This is a genomic window from Leptolyngbya sp. FACHB-541 (genome assembly GCF_014695875.1).
Taxonomy (GTDB): Bacteria; Cyanobacteriota; Cyanobacteriia; order Elainellales; family Elainellaceae; genus JAAUTN01.
Genome location: NZ_JACJPC010000027.1, coordinates 205,333 through 220,840 on the forward strand (window position 1 = coordinate 205,333; position 15,508 = coordinate 220,840).

General features: G+C 45.1%; 9 protein-coding genes. 8 read left to right on the plus strand and 1 reads right to left on the minus strand.

Features of this window, described 5'->3' with window-relative positions; translation table 11 throughout:
* Positions 1-66: 66 nt before the first annotated feature.
* The 6 genes from H6G00_RS04365 to H6G00_RS04390 are packed head-to-tail and all read left to right on the plus strand — an operon-like array spanning position 67 to position 12,164.
* Positions 67-2,496: a glycosyltransferase family A protein gene (locus tag H6G00_RS04365; RefSeq protein ID WP_190795767.1), complete on the plus strand. Its 2,430-nt coding sequence runs from the start codon at positions 67-69 to the stop codon at positions 2,494-2,496.
* A 16-nt stretch (positions 2,497-2,512) separates the two neighbouring features.
* Positions 2,513-4,771 (plus strand): glycosyltransferase, encoded by a 2,259-nt coding sequence (locus H6G00_RS04370; protein ID WP_190795768.1) that lies wholly within the window; start codon positions 2,513-2,515, stop codon positions 4,769-4,771.
* Between the two features lie 49 nt (positions 4,772-4,820).
* A complete protein-coding gene (locus tag H6G00_RS04375) occupies positions 4,821-5,756 on the plus strand; it encodes a glycosyltransferase family 2 protein (protein ID WP_190795769.1) in 936 nt (311 codons plus the stop codon).
* A gap of 6 nt (positions 5,757-5,762) precedes the next feature.
* Positions 5,763-6,818: a glycosyltransferase family 4 protein gene (locus H6G00_RS04380; protein WP_190795770.1), complete on the plus strand. Its 1,056-nt coding sequence runs from the start codon at positions 5,763-5,765 to the stop codon at positions 6,816-6,818.
* Between the two features lie 51 nt (positions 6,819-6,869).
* Positions 6,870-10,415, plus strand: a complete 3,546-nt coding sequence (locus H6G00_RS04385; RefSeq protein ID WP_190795771.1) for a glycosyltransferase — start codon at positions 6,870-6,872, stop codon at positions 10,413-10,415.
* Between the two features lie 60 nt (positions 10,416-10,475).
* Positions 10,476-12,164, plus strand: coding sequence for a hypothetical protein (locus tag H6G00_RS04390; protein ID WP_190795772.1), 1,689 nt, complete (start codon positions 10,476-10,478; stop codon positions 12,162-12,164).
* 72 nt (positions 12,165-12,236) lie between these two features.
* Here H6G00_RS04390 and H6G00_RS04395 read toward each other — a convergent pair whose 3' ends face one another.
* Positions 12,237-13,652: a hypothetical protein gene (locus H6G00_RS04395; RefSeq protein ID WP_190795773.1), complete on the minus strand. Its 1,416-nt coding sequence runs from the start codon at positions 13,650-13,652 to the stop codon at positions 12,237-12,239.
* A gap of 7 nt (positions 13,653-13,659) precedes the next feature.
* On the opposite strand from H6G00_RS04395, the gene H6G00_RS04400 reads away from it, so the two are divergent.
* Positions 13,660-13,956, plus strand: a complete 297-nt coding sequence (locus H6G00_RS04400; RefSeq protein WP_190795774.1) for a hypothetical protein — start codon at positions 13,660-13,662, stop codon at positions 13,954-13,956.
* Positions 13,957-14,452: 496 nt separating this feature from the next.
* Positions 14,453-15,508: a glycosyltransferase family 2 protein gene (locus H6G00_RS04405; RefSeq protein WP_190795775.1), complete on the plus strand. Its 1,056-nt coding sequence runs from the start codon at positions 14,453-14,455 to the stop codon at positions 15,506-15,508.

Consider the following 15,508-nt stretch of genomic DNA (forward strand, 5'->3'; position numbering starts at 1 on the left):
CAAATCTGAAGTACGACGTGCATTAACTACGAGGCTGCCCGTGCTACCTATTGCGAGATGACAGATATGGCTTACTCGACAACTTCTGAAAATCCGGCATCGAACAGCAACCTTCATCTCGTGATCGTCGAGGCATATGAAGGAATAGCGGAGCTGTATGCAGACGAGCCAGAGGAGATAAAAGCCGCTAGAGGGTTAGGGCTTCCTGTTGCAGAAATTGCAGAGCAACTAGATTGTCGCATTACAGTTCTGAGTTGGGATCAGTGGCGAAATTATGAAGTTAGAAAACTGTGGACACCTACGCCAGCTACTCGCCCAAGTACGCCACCTGATTTTAGCCACATGCAGGTTGATTTTCAATCAGAGCGAGTTAAGCAAGTCTCACTTCCTGCAATCGATCCAGACTACGGGTTGCCGTTTGAGGAGTGTGGCTTAAGCCCGCGATCGCATGGACTCATCAACGACAGTGGCTTATTGTTTTTCGCATCCTACTGTCTTCTGAGAGAACTCAAAGTACTTCATCAGCAAGATCCTTTTCAAGCTGTAATTCTGCCTATGTGGGGCGGAGTTGGCTATGTCTCTCAAATGGCACGGGCAACCCATGCTCCAAATCAACTAGATGTGCCCTTCGGCGTGGTCGTAACAGATCCCTCACTTACCCGTCGACGTGCCAACCAAGAAGGGGAATGGCTCCGTCATGCCGTCATCCGCCGTCAAATGGAAGACTTATCGCTAGCACTCGCCGACCTGACGCTAGCTTTTGGACTGAGAGGAAAAGAAACGGCGATCGCCGGAAGACTACCTGAAGCTTCCCTTCCTGTTTTAGCCCCTCGATTTGTAGAAGCGTCTTGTTTGGATGCGATCGCCTACGCAGCGAACCATCCTGCCCAGAGTTACCAGTCTCTCCAGTTTTTTCTCTATGAACCGCAGGAAGCTGCATCAGGAGTGCTGAATACATTAGACGCGGTTGCACAGGTAAACCGTCAAGAATTAAGACTAGAACAACCTGTAATAAGTTCCGGGCCTGAAATGACTTTTGCTCCCATGAAGCCTAGGGAGTTTACACATTACTGGTCTTCACGCGGATTTGTGCGAGAACTGGTGCGCGATCGCCAATGGCAATGGCAGCGGGACTATCCACAAATTACACAAGGTTTCCGGGTTCGTTTATATCCCAGTAATTTTGAGTACTTACCGAACGTTTGGGCAGAACTAGCCCGTTGCTCTTTTGTGGTGTTGTCCCCAGCAGCAGCCGAAGGACTTGCAGCCGGAACAGCTTTACCCCAAGAGGTCTTGATTCAGGGAGAACCCAACCCAGAGACTTTAGCAAATTACTTGCAATGGATTACACAAGCAGATTTGCAGCAGCTAGATCAGATTAGACAAAACCTGTGCCGCCAAGTTGTTGAAGCTCATCGAGGTGAAGGAAGACAGCGGTTGCTTGATGAAACTGCTACCAGCTTAGGGCAACTCCTGGCTAGTCCTCCTCCTCCACAGGATTTGTCGAGAGTCGCGCTGCTATTGGGCGATCGCCGTTTCCCTTTACAAACCCTTGCCCAACAAAATCAACCCCCTTCCCTACCAGAAAGCAATTCTCACATTCAGCCAGGCACGTTGTCTGTAGTTGTGCCTTGTTATGAGATGGGAGCCATGCTCAAGGAAGCGATAGAGAGCATCTGGAAGTCTGAGCGAGGCCCGGATGAAGTACTCATTATTGATGACGGGTCACAGGGCGAAGAAACCATTACAACTATTCAAGAATTAGAAGCGATCGCTTCTAGCAAAGGATTGCCCCTAAGGGTAATTCGCAAACGTAACGGGGGGCTAGCGGCTGCCAGAAATACTGGACTTGCAGCGGCAACCGGAGAATTTATCTCTTTTCTAGATGGCGACGACTTGATTGAACCACAGTTTTACTCGCTCGCTCAACACCTGCTTCAGCAGTATCCTCTGTTGGGTGGTGTTGCAGCCTGGGCTTCTATCTTTGGGACAGGTACCCCAGATGGATTCTGGAACTCCCCTCAACCAGAACTACCATTTCTGCTGATCGAAAACAGTGTATTTATTCCCTGCTTGACTCGTACTGTTCTCCTCCGACAGCTTGGTGGCTACGACACTCGCCAAAGATATAACTATGAAGACTGGGAACTCAGCGTTCGGATGTTGGCAGCAGGGTGGATGATTGTCACTATTCCAATGCAGTTGATGCGATATCGCATCCGTCAAGACTCGCTCTATCGCAGCATGACGGACGTGCAAAACCAGGTAATGCGAGAACTGTTTTTGACAACTCATCAAGATGTGGTCGCTAAGTTTGCAGTAGCGATCGCCATGCAGCTAGAGCACCAGTGGAAACAACTTGCCTATGCAGAGCCACCTTCTAACTCACCTGTATTAACGCAAGTGAGCAATCTGTACACTGCTCTTGCATCTACCCCGATTCCTAAGTATCTAGCGGTTATCCAACGGTTCGTCAGTCGCTTCAAGAGAACTTAAGTATTTTAATTGCTTTATGAAACACCTAATTATCTGTGGTGAATATCCTCCTGCGCCCTTTCCACCCGGAGGTATTGGAACTTACGTCATGCACATTGCCCGCCTGCTTGCCGAAAGTGGCGAGACGGTACATGTAATTACGCAGCTTTGGGCAGGTGCCGCCAAGCAAATTGAGGAGAAATGCCAGGGCAGACTCATTATTCACCGTGTACCGCTTGATGATTGGGACTCCTTTCTCCTACGAAGCCCCAATTCTGAGCAACGAGCAAAAGAAGTGAAGGCGCTCTCCCAGTCCTGCTTTCCGGCTCAAGCCTTTTCCTGGCAGGCAAGCTTACTCGCAGAACAACTGGTTGAAGAAGAGGGTATTGATCTGATCGAGGCACAGGATTATGAGGCTCCTCTCTACTACTTCCAGTTGCGGCGAGCATTAGGACTCGGACCAAAACAAACGCCCCCTTGTTTAATTCACCTACACTCTCCCACAGAATTTATTGCTCAGCATAACGACTGGGATATCAGTTTGCCCAATCTGTTGACCGCCAAACGATTGGAGGACTACAGCATTGGGGCAGCGGATGCATTGCTGTGCCCCAGTCAATACTTTGCTAGCCAAGCAGAAACTCATTACGGATTAACAAAAGGAAGTATTCAAGTCATTCCTCTACCAATCGGTGATAATCCAACGCTAAAGCGCGACTCAGAAACCTGGCAGCAAGGCAACATCTCTTATATAGGACGGCTAGAGCGACGAAAAGGCGTATTGGAATGGATTGAGGCTGCGGTGGAGGTAGCCGAGAGCTATCCAACAGCTCAGTTTGAATTTATTGGGACCAACTGCCTAGGTTCTCATCGAATCAGTGGAGAAGAATTTGTTGAACGGCAAATTCCAGATCATCTCAAAGCAAGATTTCATTTTCGGGGTAGGCAAAACCGTTCCGTTTTGCCGCGTTTTCTGAGGCGATCGCGTGTTGCTGTCGTGCCATCCCGCTGGGAAAACTTTCCCAACACTTGTGTGGAGGCAATGTGTTCAGGATTGCCCGTGATTGCCTCCCCAGAGGGTGGCATGGTAGAGATGATCAAAGATGGTGAAACAGGTTGGCTAGCAAACAGCGCCAGCTCACAAAGCCTTGCCACAGTTCTCAAACGAGCCTTGGAAACCCCATCCGCTGAAATGGCTGAGATGGGTGACAAAGCTGCCTTCTCAATTCGGCAAATGTGTGACAACGAGAGAATTCTGGAGAAACATCTAGAACTCCGGCAACAGCTCGTTGATCACAAGGCAAAACGCTCTCTATGTTTGCCTGTCAATCTCCCTTGGCAAAAACAACCATTATCTAATGAGTCCGCTCACCGAGTTGCTAAAACTGACGCTGAAGGAATTGCAGTTGTAGTCTCCTGTTTCAATGATGGAGAAATCCTTGATAAATGCCTGCAAAGTTTAGCGAATCAATCTCAAAAGCCAATAAAAATAGTCATAGTAGACAGTGGCTCAACTGATGAACAAACGCTGAAAGGGCTACGGCAGGCAGAATGGGATGGCTTGCAAATTATTCAAAACAAGAAGGGAGATCCAGTTTCAGCCAAAAACCTAGGCATCAAGACTATCTTGCAGTCTGAGTGTAAGCCTTTAGGATTTGCCTTCTTTGAAGCGAAACACATCTTCTACCCCAACTTCATTGAAACTTGTGAATCAACACTCCGCAAGTGCCCAGAAGTTGGAGTTGTTTCCTGTTGGGCACGAGAGGGTGGTAGTGAACAAGCTTGGGTGAAACCTTGTCCTAGTTTTCCCTATCAATGGCTAACGAATGAAGCAGTTCCGTTCAGTGTCGTCCGAACAGAAACACTGCATGAAGTCAATCAATTTAGAGCAGAAATGCATCAAGGATATGAGGACTGGGATTTGCTCAATGCAATTCTAGCGGCAGGATGGGTTGCTGTGACACTTCCCGAAATCCTTGCCGATGATTGGTCGGGCAACAGTTCCGTTCTCAATATGCCTAGCATTCACGCTCACGGCAGAATGCGTCGAGAAATGCTGGAAAGGTTTCCAGGTTTGGTTGCTCGTGATGCCCAAGAAATTGCGCTCCTGAGTAGTTTGAACCCTGTACCGTCTATTCAACAGGAGTTGTCTACACCTCAAGGCAAGCAATTTCTGACTCAAATCATTCTTTCTTCATTCAAAGAAGCAACTTTGCGGATTCTTGGAAAAGTCAAAAGCACTGTCCTTCAAGTCTTGTCCTCTTTTCTGAAACCAATCAGAAAACAGGCAGTTTGAGGAATCTCTATCTAATTGACCAAGTCGTTCATTTTTGATTTAGACCTGTATGAATCCCTTAATATCTGTTGTCATCTGTACACATAATCGAGATCGGTATTTAGGCAAAGCAATTCGAAGTTTGCTCGATCAGCAAATGCCTAAGGATCAATACGAAATTGTCGTAGTTGATAACCGCTCAACAGATACTACAAAAGATGTAGTAGAGCAATTTTCAGCAAAAAACCCTATCCGATACATTTACGAACCAAATTTAGGACTTTCCTATGCACGTAACACGGGCTGGCGTAGCTCCGAAGGGAAGTACATTGCTTATTTAGACGATGATGCGATCGCCCATCCAGGTTGGCTCAACACGATTCTTGAGGTATTTGAGACCGTAACTCCAAGACCCGGATGCATCGGTGGAAAAGCAGAAGCGATCTGGGAAGCTCCAAGACCAGACTGGGTTTCTGATGAGTTGGTCACGGGCTTGACTGTAATTGATTGGTCAGATACTCCGCATCCCATTTCCGATCTATCCCAAGAATGGTTAGTCGGTGCAAATATGGCATTTCCCAAAGAAGTACTGGAGGAGATTGACGGATTTATCCCAGGTCTTGACCGAGCAGGCAAGAACTTGTTATCTGGAGGCGATGTTTTTCTAGAGAAGCAAATCATGCAAGCAGGATATTCCTGCTTCTATCATCCTAAAATGGCCATTGGTCATCACATTCAAAAAACCAGATTAGATCGTCAGTGGTTTCTCCGGAGATATTACTGGCAAGGGGTCTCTGATGCTGCAACTCATTTGATTGAGCAATCCCCTTCCGGAATCGGACGGCTGAAAGCTGCCGTGTTCAAAGCAATAAATCTGTTGCGATCGCCCCAAAAAATTTCTCACCTGTTGTTGCCTAGAGAAGATCCAAAACAATTTACAGAAAAGTGTTTTGCACTGATCGAAGTCGGCCACATCGTCGGACTGTTAGGAGCAGTACAAAGATAAAATGCCATGCATATTCATTTAATTCGTACCCGTTATCCGCATTGGGGTGGAAACTCTGGTATCCACCAGTTTGTTCGATACATCGATCAAAACAAATATGACATAGATACGTGGGTCGCTTCAGACAGCGATGAAGACTTTCCTCTACAACATTCAGGGTTACGAGATGTGCTGCGCCACGCAGTTCAAATGCGAGGAATTCAGTGGTACAAATTAAGTGACCTCACCGCAGAGTATAAAGCTCTGCAAAAGTGTTGGAAGCAACAAGTTGATATTGTCCATTACTTGGATGGAGAGCACTCACCACAGTTTCTACCCAGGCTGCTCAAGCTATTAGGGAAAAAGCGTCCTAAGGTCATCGCCACCTTCCACCAACCCCCTGAACTGCTTGACTCACTTCTCGATCGTTCAGTCATTCCACTGCTGGACTTTGTTACGGTAGTATCCCCTGCACAAGTTGCTTATTTTAGTGATTTGATCGGAGCTGATAAAGTTTCCTCAATTCTACATGGCATTGATACAGACTACTTTCATCCAGGTGATGAGCCCAAAGAAGACAAATTTAGATGTATCACTGTTGGTAAATATTTAAGAGATTTTGTAGCACTACGAGCCGTTGCAGAAGCACTCAGCGAGCGCAAAGACATTGAATTTCACGTTGTTTCGTCAAACGCAGATGAAGTTAAAGACTTAGCGAACGTCACCATCCATCAAGGTATCGATGATGCCAGTTTACTAAAACTCTACCAGCGATCTAATTTACTATTTCTGCCATTAACTCAATCTACTGCTAATAATGCCTTACTAGAAGGCATAGCCTGCGGTTTACCTGTAGTGTCTACTGATCTACCTTCTGTAAAAGCTTACCTGCCAGGGAAAGAAGCCATCCTAGTGCAAAACAACGATCCAAAACAACTCACAAATACAATCTTGGATTTGGTTGATAATCCAGTAGATTGCAAAGTAATGGGAGCAGAAGCTCGCAGACGAGCAAGAGAACTGGATTGGAAGAATATTACTTCTCAGTATGAAGCTCTCTATTCTCAAGCCATGAATAGTTAGCTTGTGCGGCAATAAACATAACAGCAAAGTAAAGAAAAATCTGGAGATTACGTGAACGTATCCATCGTGATCGCTGCCCATAACGCAGCAGGGACAATTGCTGAAACGCTTAATTCCCTCCTATGTCAAACTTATTTGGACTGGGAGGCAATCGTTGTTGATGACGGCTCAAGCGACGAAACAGCAGCGATCGCGGCTCAATTTACAGCAAAAGATGCCCGAATTCAGGTAGTGAGCCAACCTCAAGGAGGGGTCAGTTCAGCTAGAAATCGAGGAGTTAGTTTAGCTCAGTCCAACTGGTTACTTTTTCTAGATGCGGACGATTGGCTCTTGCCTCCTTGTCTTGAGCTATTGACAAACGTGCTGAAGTTAAACGCTGAAGTAGATGCGGTCTACTGTGGTTGGGCACGAGTTGCCCCAGATGGAAGATATATTGACCAGTACTGCTGTCCCTGCTCAGACAACCTATTTGAGGTATTTGCAAAATACTGTGCTTTTGCAATTCACACCTGCATCTTCAGACGCTCACTGTTTGAGTCAGTTGGGGGATTTAATCCTTCGCTCAAAACCTGTGAGGATTGGGATCTGTGGCAACGGATTGCTCGCACAGGGGCTTCTTTTGCAGCCGTTTACAAGGTTCTTGCACTGTATCGGATGAGACCGGATTCAGCTTCAATGAGCAGTTTCCAAGTTTTTACAGATGGTTTGCAGGTAATCACTCAAGGGCATTCAACTGATCCACGCATCTCGAACCCGGATCCCAATTACCAAAACGGATTACCCACAGACCAACTCTCCAGCACAAAGTATTACTTTGCCTGTTGGATTGCTGGACTCATGATTGGCAGCGGTAGCGATGCGCGATCGCTGCTCGAAGTTCTCAAAGATGAACCTGCTCCTGAGCTAGATCCGCAAAACATTGTCCAAAATCTCTTCCTAGCATCGCTTTTACCTACCTGCCAAACTCCAAGTGAGTGGAATGAACTTTGGGCTACTATACAAGCGCAAGTTAACAATTTCCTACTTGCTTTAGAGGAACAAACTCAAATTTCAGGATTACATCACGATGTTTATACTGCTCTTGAACAGCACTGCTCAGAGCCATTAGCAATACCAGAACGTATGGAAACTAAAGTTTCACATACTATTCAGCTTGAGATTACAGAACCCATACCTAACCTTTCCTTGCCAGAAGGGGTTGAACGCCTTCATTGCACCATTGAACTAGAAGGAACTTGTCTTGGCACATTAGAACTTCCTGTTTTTGAAGGGTATGTTCATAGTTATGTGTTGACTGATGCGATCGCCGCTGACTTTGCCTGGCAAATTATAGGGCATTTCTTTGAGCACACTGTTTATCCCTCCTTGAGTATTGAAACACAGGAAACTCGTTCATCCATTCGACGAGGAAACCTGTGCCTTGCAGAATTACCGTCTGAACAACCTATCGTTTGGTCAGAAATTCATAATCAGATTGGCTGGACAGTGTTTCTACAAGAGATTTGGGCACGTCCAGATTTGCCAGAGGCTAGCTTTTATGATCCTCAAGCGCCAGAAGAGCCGAGCACAAAGTGTTGCTTAAGTGACGGTTGGCTCACACTTGAAGTGAGTGAAACATTGCCAGACGTAAAAGTTGCAGGACAACAGCTTGACGTAGTTCTTACAGTAGGTGGAGTTGCTATTGGAGTTGTCCCGGTACCTGTTAAAGATGATGTGGTGCGATCGCAAGAACTTAGAGCAGCACTTACAGCCACCGCAGGATACGAACTCTGCTGCACAGCCGTCCGAGAAGGGCTTCTTGGCAGACCTGTTACAGAGCCAACCTCTCTCCGAGATAGACTCCTCGAAGCAGCTTCTCACAATTCGCCTACTGATGCTCTTAACCGCGTCTTATCACCCAATGAGAGAGGTGTGGTGCTAGGGCGACGTACCTTTAATGAGTTTGGGACGAGCGCTTCTCGCAGGGCGGTGTTTCCCGCCACAGTAGCCCGTGAACTGAGTGATTGTGCTTTGATGGCTGGCGAACCTGTTTTACATGTGCTGGAGTCAAGTGAACAAGCTGCTCATGTAGTCTATGCGCCTGATTTAATTTGGTGTCCCGTTCAAAAGCAAAAACCCTCTTCCACACATACGTTCCGCTCCAACACAAAACAAGCAGTTGAGGTACCGCTTTATAATCGCAGCTACTTTGAAACGACCTTTGCAACCGGTCCAACTCACTGGAATTACACCAACCAGTATGAACAAACCAAGTATGAGCAAACGCTCTCCTTGCTACCCCCCAAGCCAATCGTACGAGTGCTTGAGCTTGCTTGCGCTGAAGGACACTTCACCGCGCAGCTGGCTCCTCATGTTGAACATTTGACTGCTGCAGATATTTCTCAAATTGCCCTTGAGCAAGCGGCTGAACGGTGCGCTGACCTGAAAAACGTTGACTTCATGCATCTCGACTTCATGAAGGAACCACTGCCTGAGCCGTTCGATTTAATTATTTGTAGTGAAGTACTTTACTTTGCCAATGAGCGAGAAACCCTTCAGGACGTGGCTCAAAAGTTTGCGGATGCCCTTGCACCCGGTGGTTACTTATTAATGGCACATGCAAACCTAGTTGTTGATGAACCTGATTGTCCTGGCTTTAACTGGAACTTTCCATTTGGGGCAAAAGTAATTGGGGAAATACTAGCAACCACTCCCTCCCTTCACCTAGTTAGGGAAATCTGGACTCCACTTTATCGAATTCAGCTTTTTCAACGTAGCCCGCAGTTTCGGTGGTTCTTCTCTCAAACCGCTCCAGAGTTGATGAAATTGCCGCAACCTACACCACCCCCACCTCAAGTTGCAGCCGATGTTTTGTGGAATGGAGGTACGCCTCGCAATCAGACAGCTCAATCTGTTTCAACCTATCATCTCCCGATTCTCATGTACCATCGGGTTGCCTCTAGCGGTGCGTCGGAGTCAGCTCGCTATCGTGTCAGTCCGGCTGCCTTTGAGGAACAGGTTCGCTATTTATATGACGCAGGATACTACAGCATTACGCTAGAGGATTGGCACGCCGCAATGAAAGCTCACCGACCATTACCAGGCCGAGCTATCATGTTTACCTTTGATGACGGCTATCAAGACTTTCAAACCTATGCCTGGCCAATTCTGAAGCAGTATGGATTCACAGCGATTGTCTTTCTGGTTGCAAGTTTAGTAGGCAAAACCAATCTTTGGGACCAGGCTTACGGAGAAGAAATTCCCCTCCTTGAATGGCAGCAAATTCGACAACTAGAGAGTGAAGGAGTTGAATTTGGCTCACACTCTGCAAACCATCATCCGCTAACCACAATTCCTTATGAGGCAGTAATCCGAGAAGGAATTTGCTCACGTATGATTTTGGAGCGGGAACTGGGACACCTCGTCAAAACCTTTGCCTATCCTCACGGTGCTGAAGATCGAGTCATCCAGCATCTAATAGGAGCTTGTGGCTACTCCTTTGGATTAAGTTGCCGATCGGGATTGTGTGGTCTACAGGAACCTCTACTCGCTCTGCCTCGCATTGAAATCACTGGTTCTGATAAGTTGCGTGATTTCGTTGCAAAGCTAAATCCATGAGGAATAGCGATCGCTCTTGGACCTTAAGAACACAAATCGGTGCCAGTTAAATCGAAAATCATGGAATCAATAACAGAGCAGAAGATCATACGCTCACAACTTTTTTCAGATTGTTTCTTCTTGAGTATTGTTGTCCTAACCTCTTTAATTCTTTATATTCCGTCTCTTGGTTTTTATAGTGACGACTGGTCATTCTTAGCACCTCTTAGTCTCTCTACAGATCAATCTTTTCTAGGATTATTTCAATCTGTCTATCTACATCAACCTAATGTCCAGATGCGACCTGTGCAGGTTCTTTACATTGCAGGTCTTTATTGGTTATTTGGCTTAAATCCATTGGGATATCATCTAATTAATTGTGTATTTCTTAGCTTGGGAATCGTCTTTTTCTACTTGATTCTTAGAGAATTAAAGCAGCCACGCTTTCTTGCACTATCCATTCCGTTAGTATATGCGCTACTTCCTCACTATTCAACGAACCGATTTTGGGTAGCAGCTTTTCAAATTACTTTAAGCATGACCCTATACTTTCTAAGTTTATATGCAGACCTTGTAGCAGTACGTACCAAAACGACATTAGGACTATGGGCTTGGAAGTTGATCAGTATTGCAAGCCTTTTAATTAGTGGGTTAGCCTATGAAATCTTTTTGCCCTGGTTTCTATTTAACCCCTTATTATCTTGGTATAGGGGAAGGTTACTCAATCAATCAATTTTAAGCTATTTCAGCAAGCCAAAATTAATATTATTAATGGGAAGCACGTTCCCTTGCATAGTATTCGTATTTCTCTTCAAGAAGGTGACAACAACTCGTCAAGGAGAAATTGAGTTTAAGGAGCATTTAGGTTGGCTTTTTCAACTTCTTAAGGACGCAGTTTCAATTAGCTATGGTGATTACGGATTCAAATTACCTCGGATTGTAGGCAGTATTATTTATAGTCAAACTAACTGGGCAATATTAATATTAAGTGGCTTGGTAGGGTTGGCTGTATTCAGTTATCTATTTTATATCGTTAAACCACAGAACATCAACCTGCTCAATTACACCAACGGACTCAAATTAACTCTAGTTAGTTTCTTTATTTTTGCAGCAGGCTATTCAATATTTTTGCTTACGCAAAACGCCCAAAACTCAGCCGCAGGCATTAGCAACCGTATCGCTATAGCCTCGGCAATAGGAGTAGCACTTACTTTCGTAGGCTTAATCGGACTGGCAAGCAGTTTTATTCGTACAAATCGCTCACGTGAAGTCCTTTTTTGCCTGCTAATCGCTTTACTCTGTAGTAGTGGTTTTATAATCAACAATGCCATTGCTTCCTATTGGGCTGATGCCTACCGTCAAGAACAGAATATCCTTGCTGATATTCAACAACACCTGCCATCTTTAAAGGATGATGCTACTTTGATTCTTGACGGGATCTGTCCCTATTCCGGACCAGCAGTCGTTTTTGAGTCCAATTGGGATTTAGCAGGAGCATTGCGGATAATCTATAAAACCTACACTTTGAAAGCTGATGTCGTGACGCCTAATTTACAAGTGAATGAGGATGGACTTACCACAGCCTTATACTACGGCTCACTAGTGAGTCATTATCCCTACGAAAATCTATTGATTTACAACATTAAAGACAAATTAGTTCATGAGATAACGGATGCGGATGCAGCTTATCGCTATTTTCAAACTTTTAATGCTGACTATGACAACAATTGCCCCAAAGGAAGAGAAGGTCATGGCGTAAGAATTTTCTAAGCTATTATTTTCCCATTCAATCTGGTTAGCAACAATTCATTCTGAGGTCTGCTTCTCTTTACAAGCAGATGGTCAAAGTTGACGCGAAAATCCGGCTTGGACACCATGCTCTGGATTCCGTAATCGAATTGCTCTATCCGGTTGATTTGTACAAGGTAATTCTGCTGCCCAACAAGCCCCCTTTTGATTTTTTGGAGAGAAGTAGGTTACGTCATTAATTTGTTTTTCTACCACTTCTACTTGAACAACCCGAGGCGGTAAAAGGAGGCGCGATCGCACTCCTTGACTGGTCAAGCTGGTTCCAACCAAGGCAGCCAACAATAGTGAAATGAATAGACTTTGGTGCTGTAATTTCTTAACTTGCCATGAAGACAGCAGCCGGTTAGTAATTCTCGCCAAACTAACTTGGAGTTGTGATTGAAATAGGATAGCAGTCAGCAAAGTAGGCAAAAGAACAAAATATCCTATACCAAACCTCAACAAAGGTGCTTGCGACAAGGTGAAAGCGCTTCCAACAAACGCCAAGATTAAAATCCAACAGTAACTGAAATTCTGTTTTGCTCGTGATTCTTTGATGACATAACCCGTTGATGCAATAGATATACCGACTAATAGCACAATTAATTTACTTGAGCTGATGGAGTTAAACCATTGCCAAAACAGCCATAGATTGGAGTTGACTTGAGAGGGCGGAGGTCCAAACCAACTGCCCCAGCCACGAGTTACTTCACCAAGCGCTTGAGCTTCGTGAGAAGTGATTGCCCAGGGCAGGTTAAGACATAGCAAAGGAGAAGGATATAGCAAGCAACCAGAATTGGTTGCTCCAAAGAAAAGTATGGGTAGTAAGAGTAAAATACTGACTACACTGCCCACCAAAAATCGCCTTGAACTAAATCTTCTACCAAATAAGTACACTAGGCTAGTGACAAACAGAAGAGGCAGGGCTGTAAGCTTAATTGATGTTGCTCCAATAGCTAATATTAGGGGAATCAAATCAGCATAAAGGACTGGATGCTTCAACTGAGTAGAATTAATGGAATCGGAACTTACTAATATCACCCAAGCAACCACACCCGTCAAAAAGATAACTGGAATGTCAGGAGAGGGAGAGATTAAAACAGTTGATAAAAGCCGGGTCGCAACACTGCCCGAAATAACTATAAACAAGAAAAATACGATAAACCAGTCACTAATTTTTGATTTTTTAGTAAAGCCTTGAGTTAGACAGACTATACAATGCAAGGATGCCAGAAATATAACAAAACCATTTGTTACGGCACTAGCTCGACCTTCCAGGAAGACGGCATTGAGAGGTGCGGCAAGAGCAAACCAGGCGGAGGCAAAACCAAGTTGCTTTGAAAGCAAGGCAATACCGGGAACTGCACCAAATTCTGATAACCAACGGATTGCACCATAGTGATAAAGACCTGTATCAATCCAGGTCACTTGGCGTGTGGTTAAGGCGGCAACTCCAACGGACAGCGTCAAGATTCCTATGAGTACACTGGGGGTCAAGTGCGATCGCAGTATTGCGATTTCACATCGAACCTTTGGGAACAGCAAGGACAGGAAGCCTAGTATCGCAGCTACTAATCCTCCTACCCAGGGCGATAAAGCAAAGATAAAAGACGTTGCTAAAAGCGCAATAGAAAGGAAAACAACGCCCAACCAAAGAGAAATGATTGAGCGATCGCCCAATCTCGTGAAAATGTTTGCCTTCAAACTATTCAGCAAGGCTGTGCCAGTTAACCAGCAAACAATACTTAAAAGAGCCCAAACAGCAATAAAGTAGAGCATAAATCTAGACTATTAAACACACCAAGCTTAACAAGATTAAGTGCTTTTTCTAGATAATAAAGGCTAGTTAGTAAAATATTTGTACTGGCTTAATATGACTAGCGAGAAGTGTAGAGATACTCTTTAAAGAGTGCATAAAGGCGGCGATTGTTTAACACACAGTAGACATACAAGTATTAGTATTAATTAACACGTTAGAGATATTCCCTAGGCACTATTCCCACCTCATCTACCTGCCTTATCTTCAGCAAAATTTTCTATCCCTTCCGGGTATCACGCTTCACGAGGAATGTTCAGTGCAGTCAATTTGTGGCTCAGCTCAAGCAAGGGGATTACCCATTCAAAAAATTAGAGATAGCAAATTAGATACGTGATTTTATCCGGATAGATAAGTGGTTTGTTAGTAGAACGTCTTGGCAGAGACTTTTAAAAATTTGGAAGTACCTAGTGGCATTTTCCAGGTCCTATCTGGAGGCGAGTGAATACTTGTAATGACTTTGACCAACTCAGATGTACGTTCTTCCATAGAACCAGCAATTTCAATCGTGATTCCGGTTCACAATGGCGGTGAAAGCTTCCGCGAATGTTTGTCTAGTTTAACCAAATTTGTTCCTAACTCTATAGAAGTTGTCATTGTTGTAGATGGTGGAACGGATGATTCTTGGCGTTTAGCTGAAGAGTCTGGAGCAAAGGTCATTAAGTTCCCGACTGCAGGTGGCCCGGCCCGAGCAAGAAATGCAGGGGCGAAGGCAACTCAAGGTGACATTCTGTTTTTTGTCGATGCAGATGTCACCATTGGTGCTGACACGTTGTCGCAGGTGGCGATCGCCTTCCAAACCTATCCCAATCTTGCAGCCCTGATTGGCTCTTACGATGATGCTCCTGGCGCAACTAATTTTCTATCCCAATATAAAAACTTGTTTCATCACTATACTCATCAAACGGGTTGTGAAGAAGCCTCTACATTTTGGGGTGCCTGTGGTGCAATTCGACGAGATGTATTTTTAGAGATTGGCGGTTTTGACGAAGCGTATCGCTATCCTTCCATTGAAGATATTGAGTTAGGCTATCGACTTAAACGGGCGGGACATCAAATTTGGCTTTGTAAAAATGTGCAGGTCAAGCACTTAAAGTGTTGGAGACCCGTCTCTCTGTTGAAGGCTGAATTCTTCTACCGTGCCTTGCCCTGGACTGAGTTGCTATGGCGCGATCGCCAATTTGTCAATGACCTAAATCTCAAAACCTCAAGTCGCGTCAGTCTAGTACTGACTTATGGGCTATTGGTTGCTCTGGCTGCAAGCTTCTGGTGGCTACCTGCACTGGGTTTGGCAGGTATTCTGAGTTTGTCTTTGCTGCTGCTAAATTTTTCTGTTTATCAATTCTTTCAACACAAGCGGGGATTATGGTTTGCCGTGCGGACCGTTCCCTGGCACTGGCTTTATTTTCTCTACAGCGGACTTGCTTTTGCAATTGGCACTATTCGCTACCACATCCGCCAGTACAGATTGCCAAAGCCAAGTTCCCTCAAATCTAAAGCATCAGTCTGA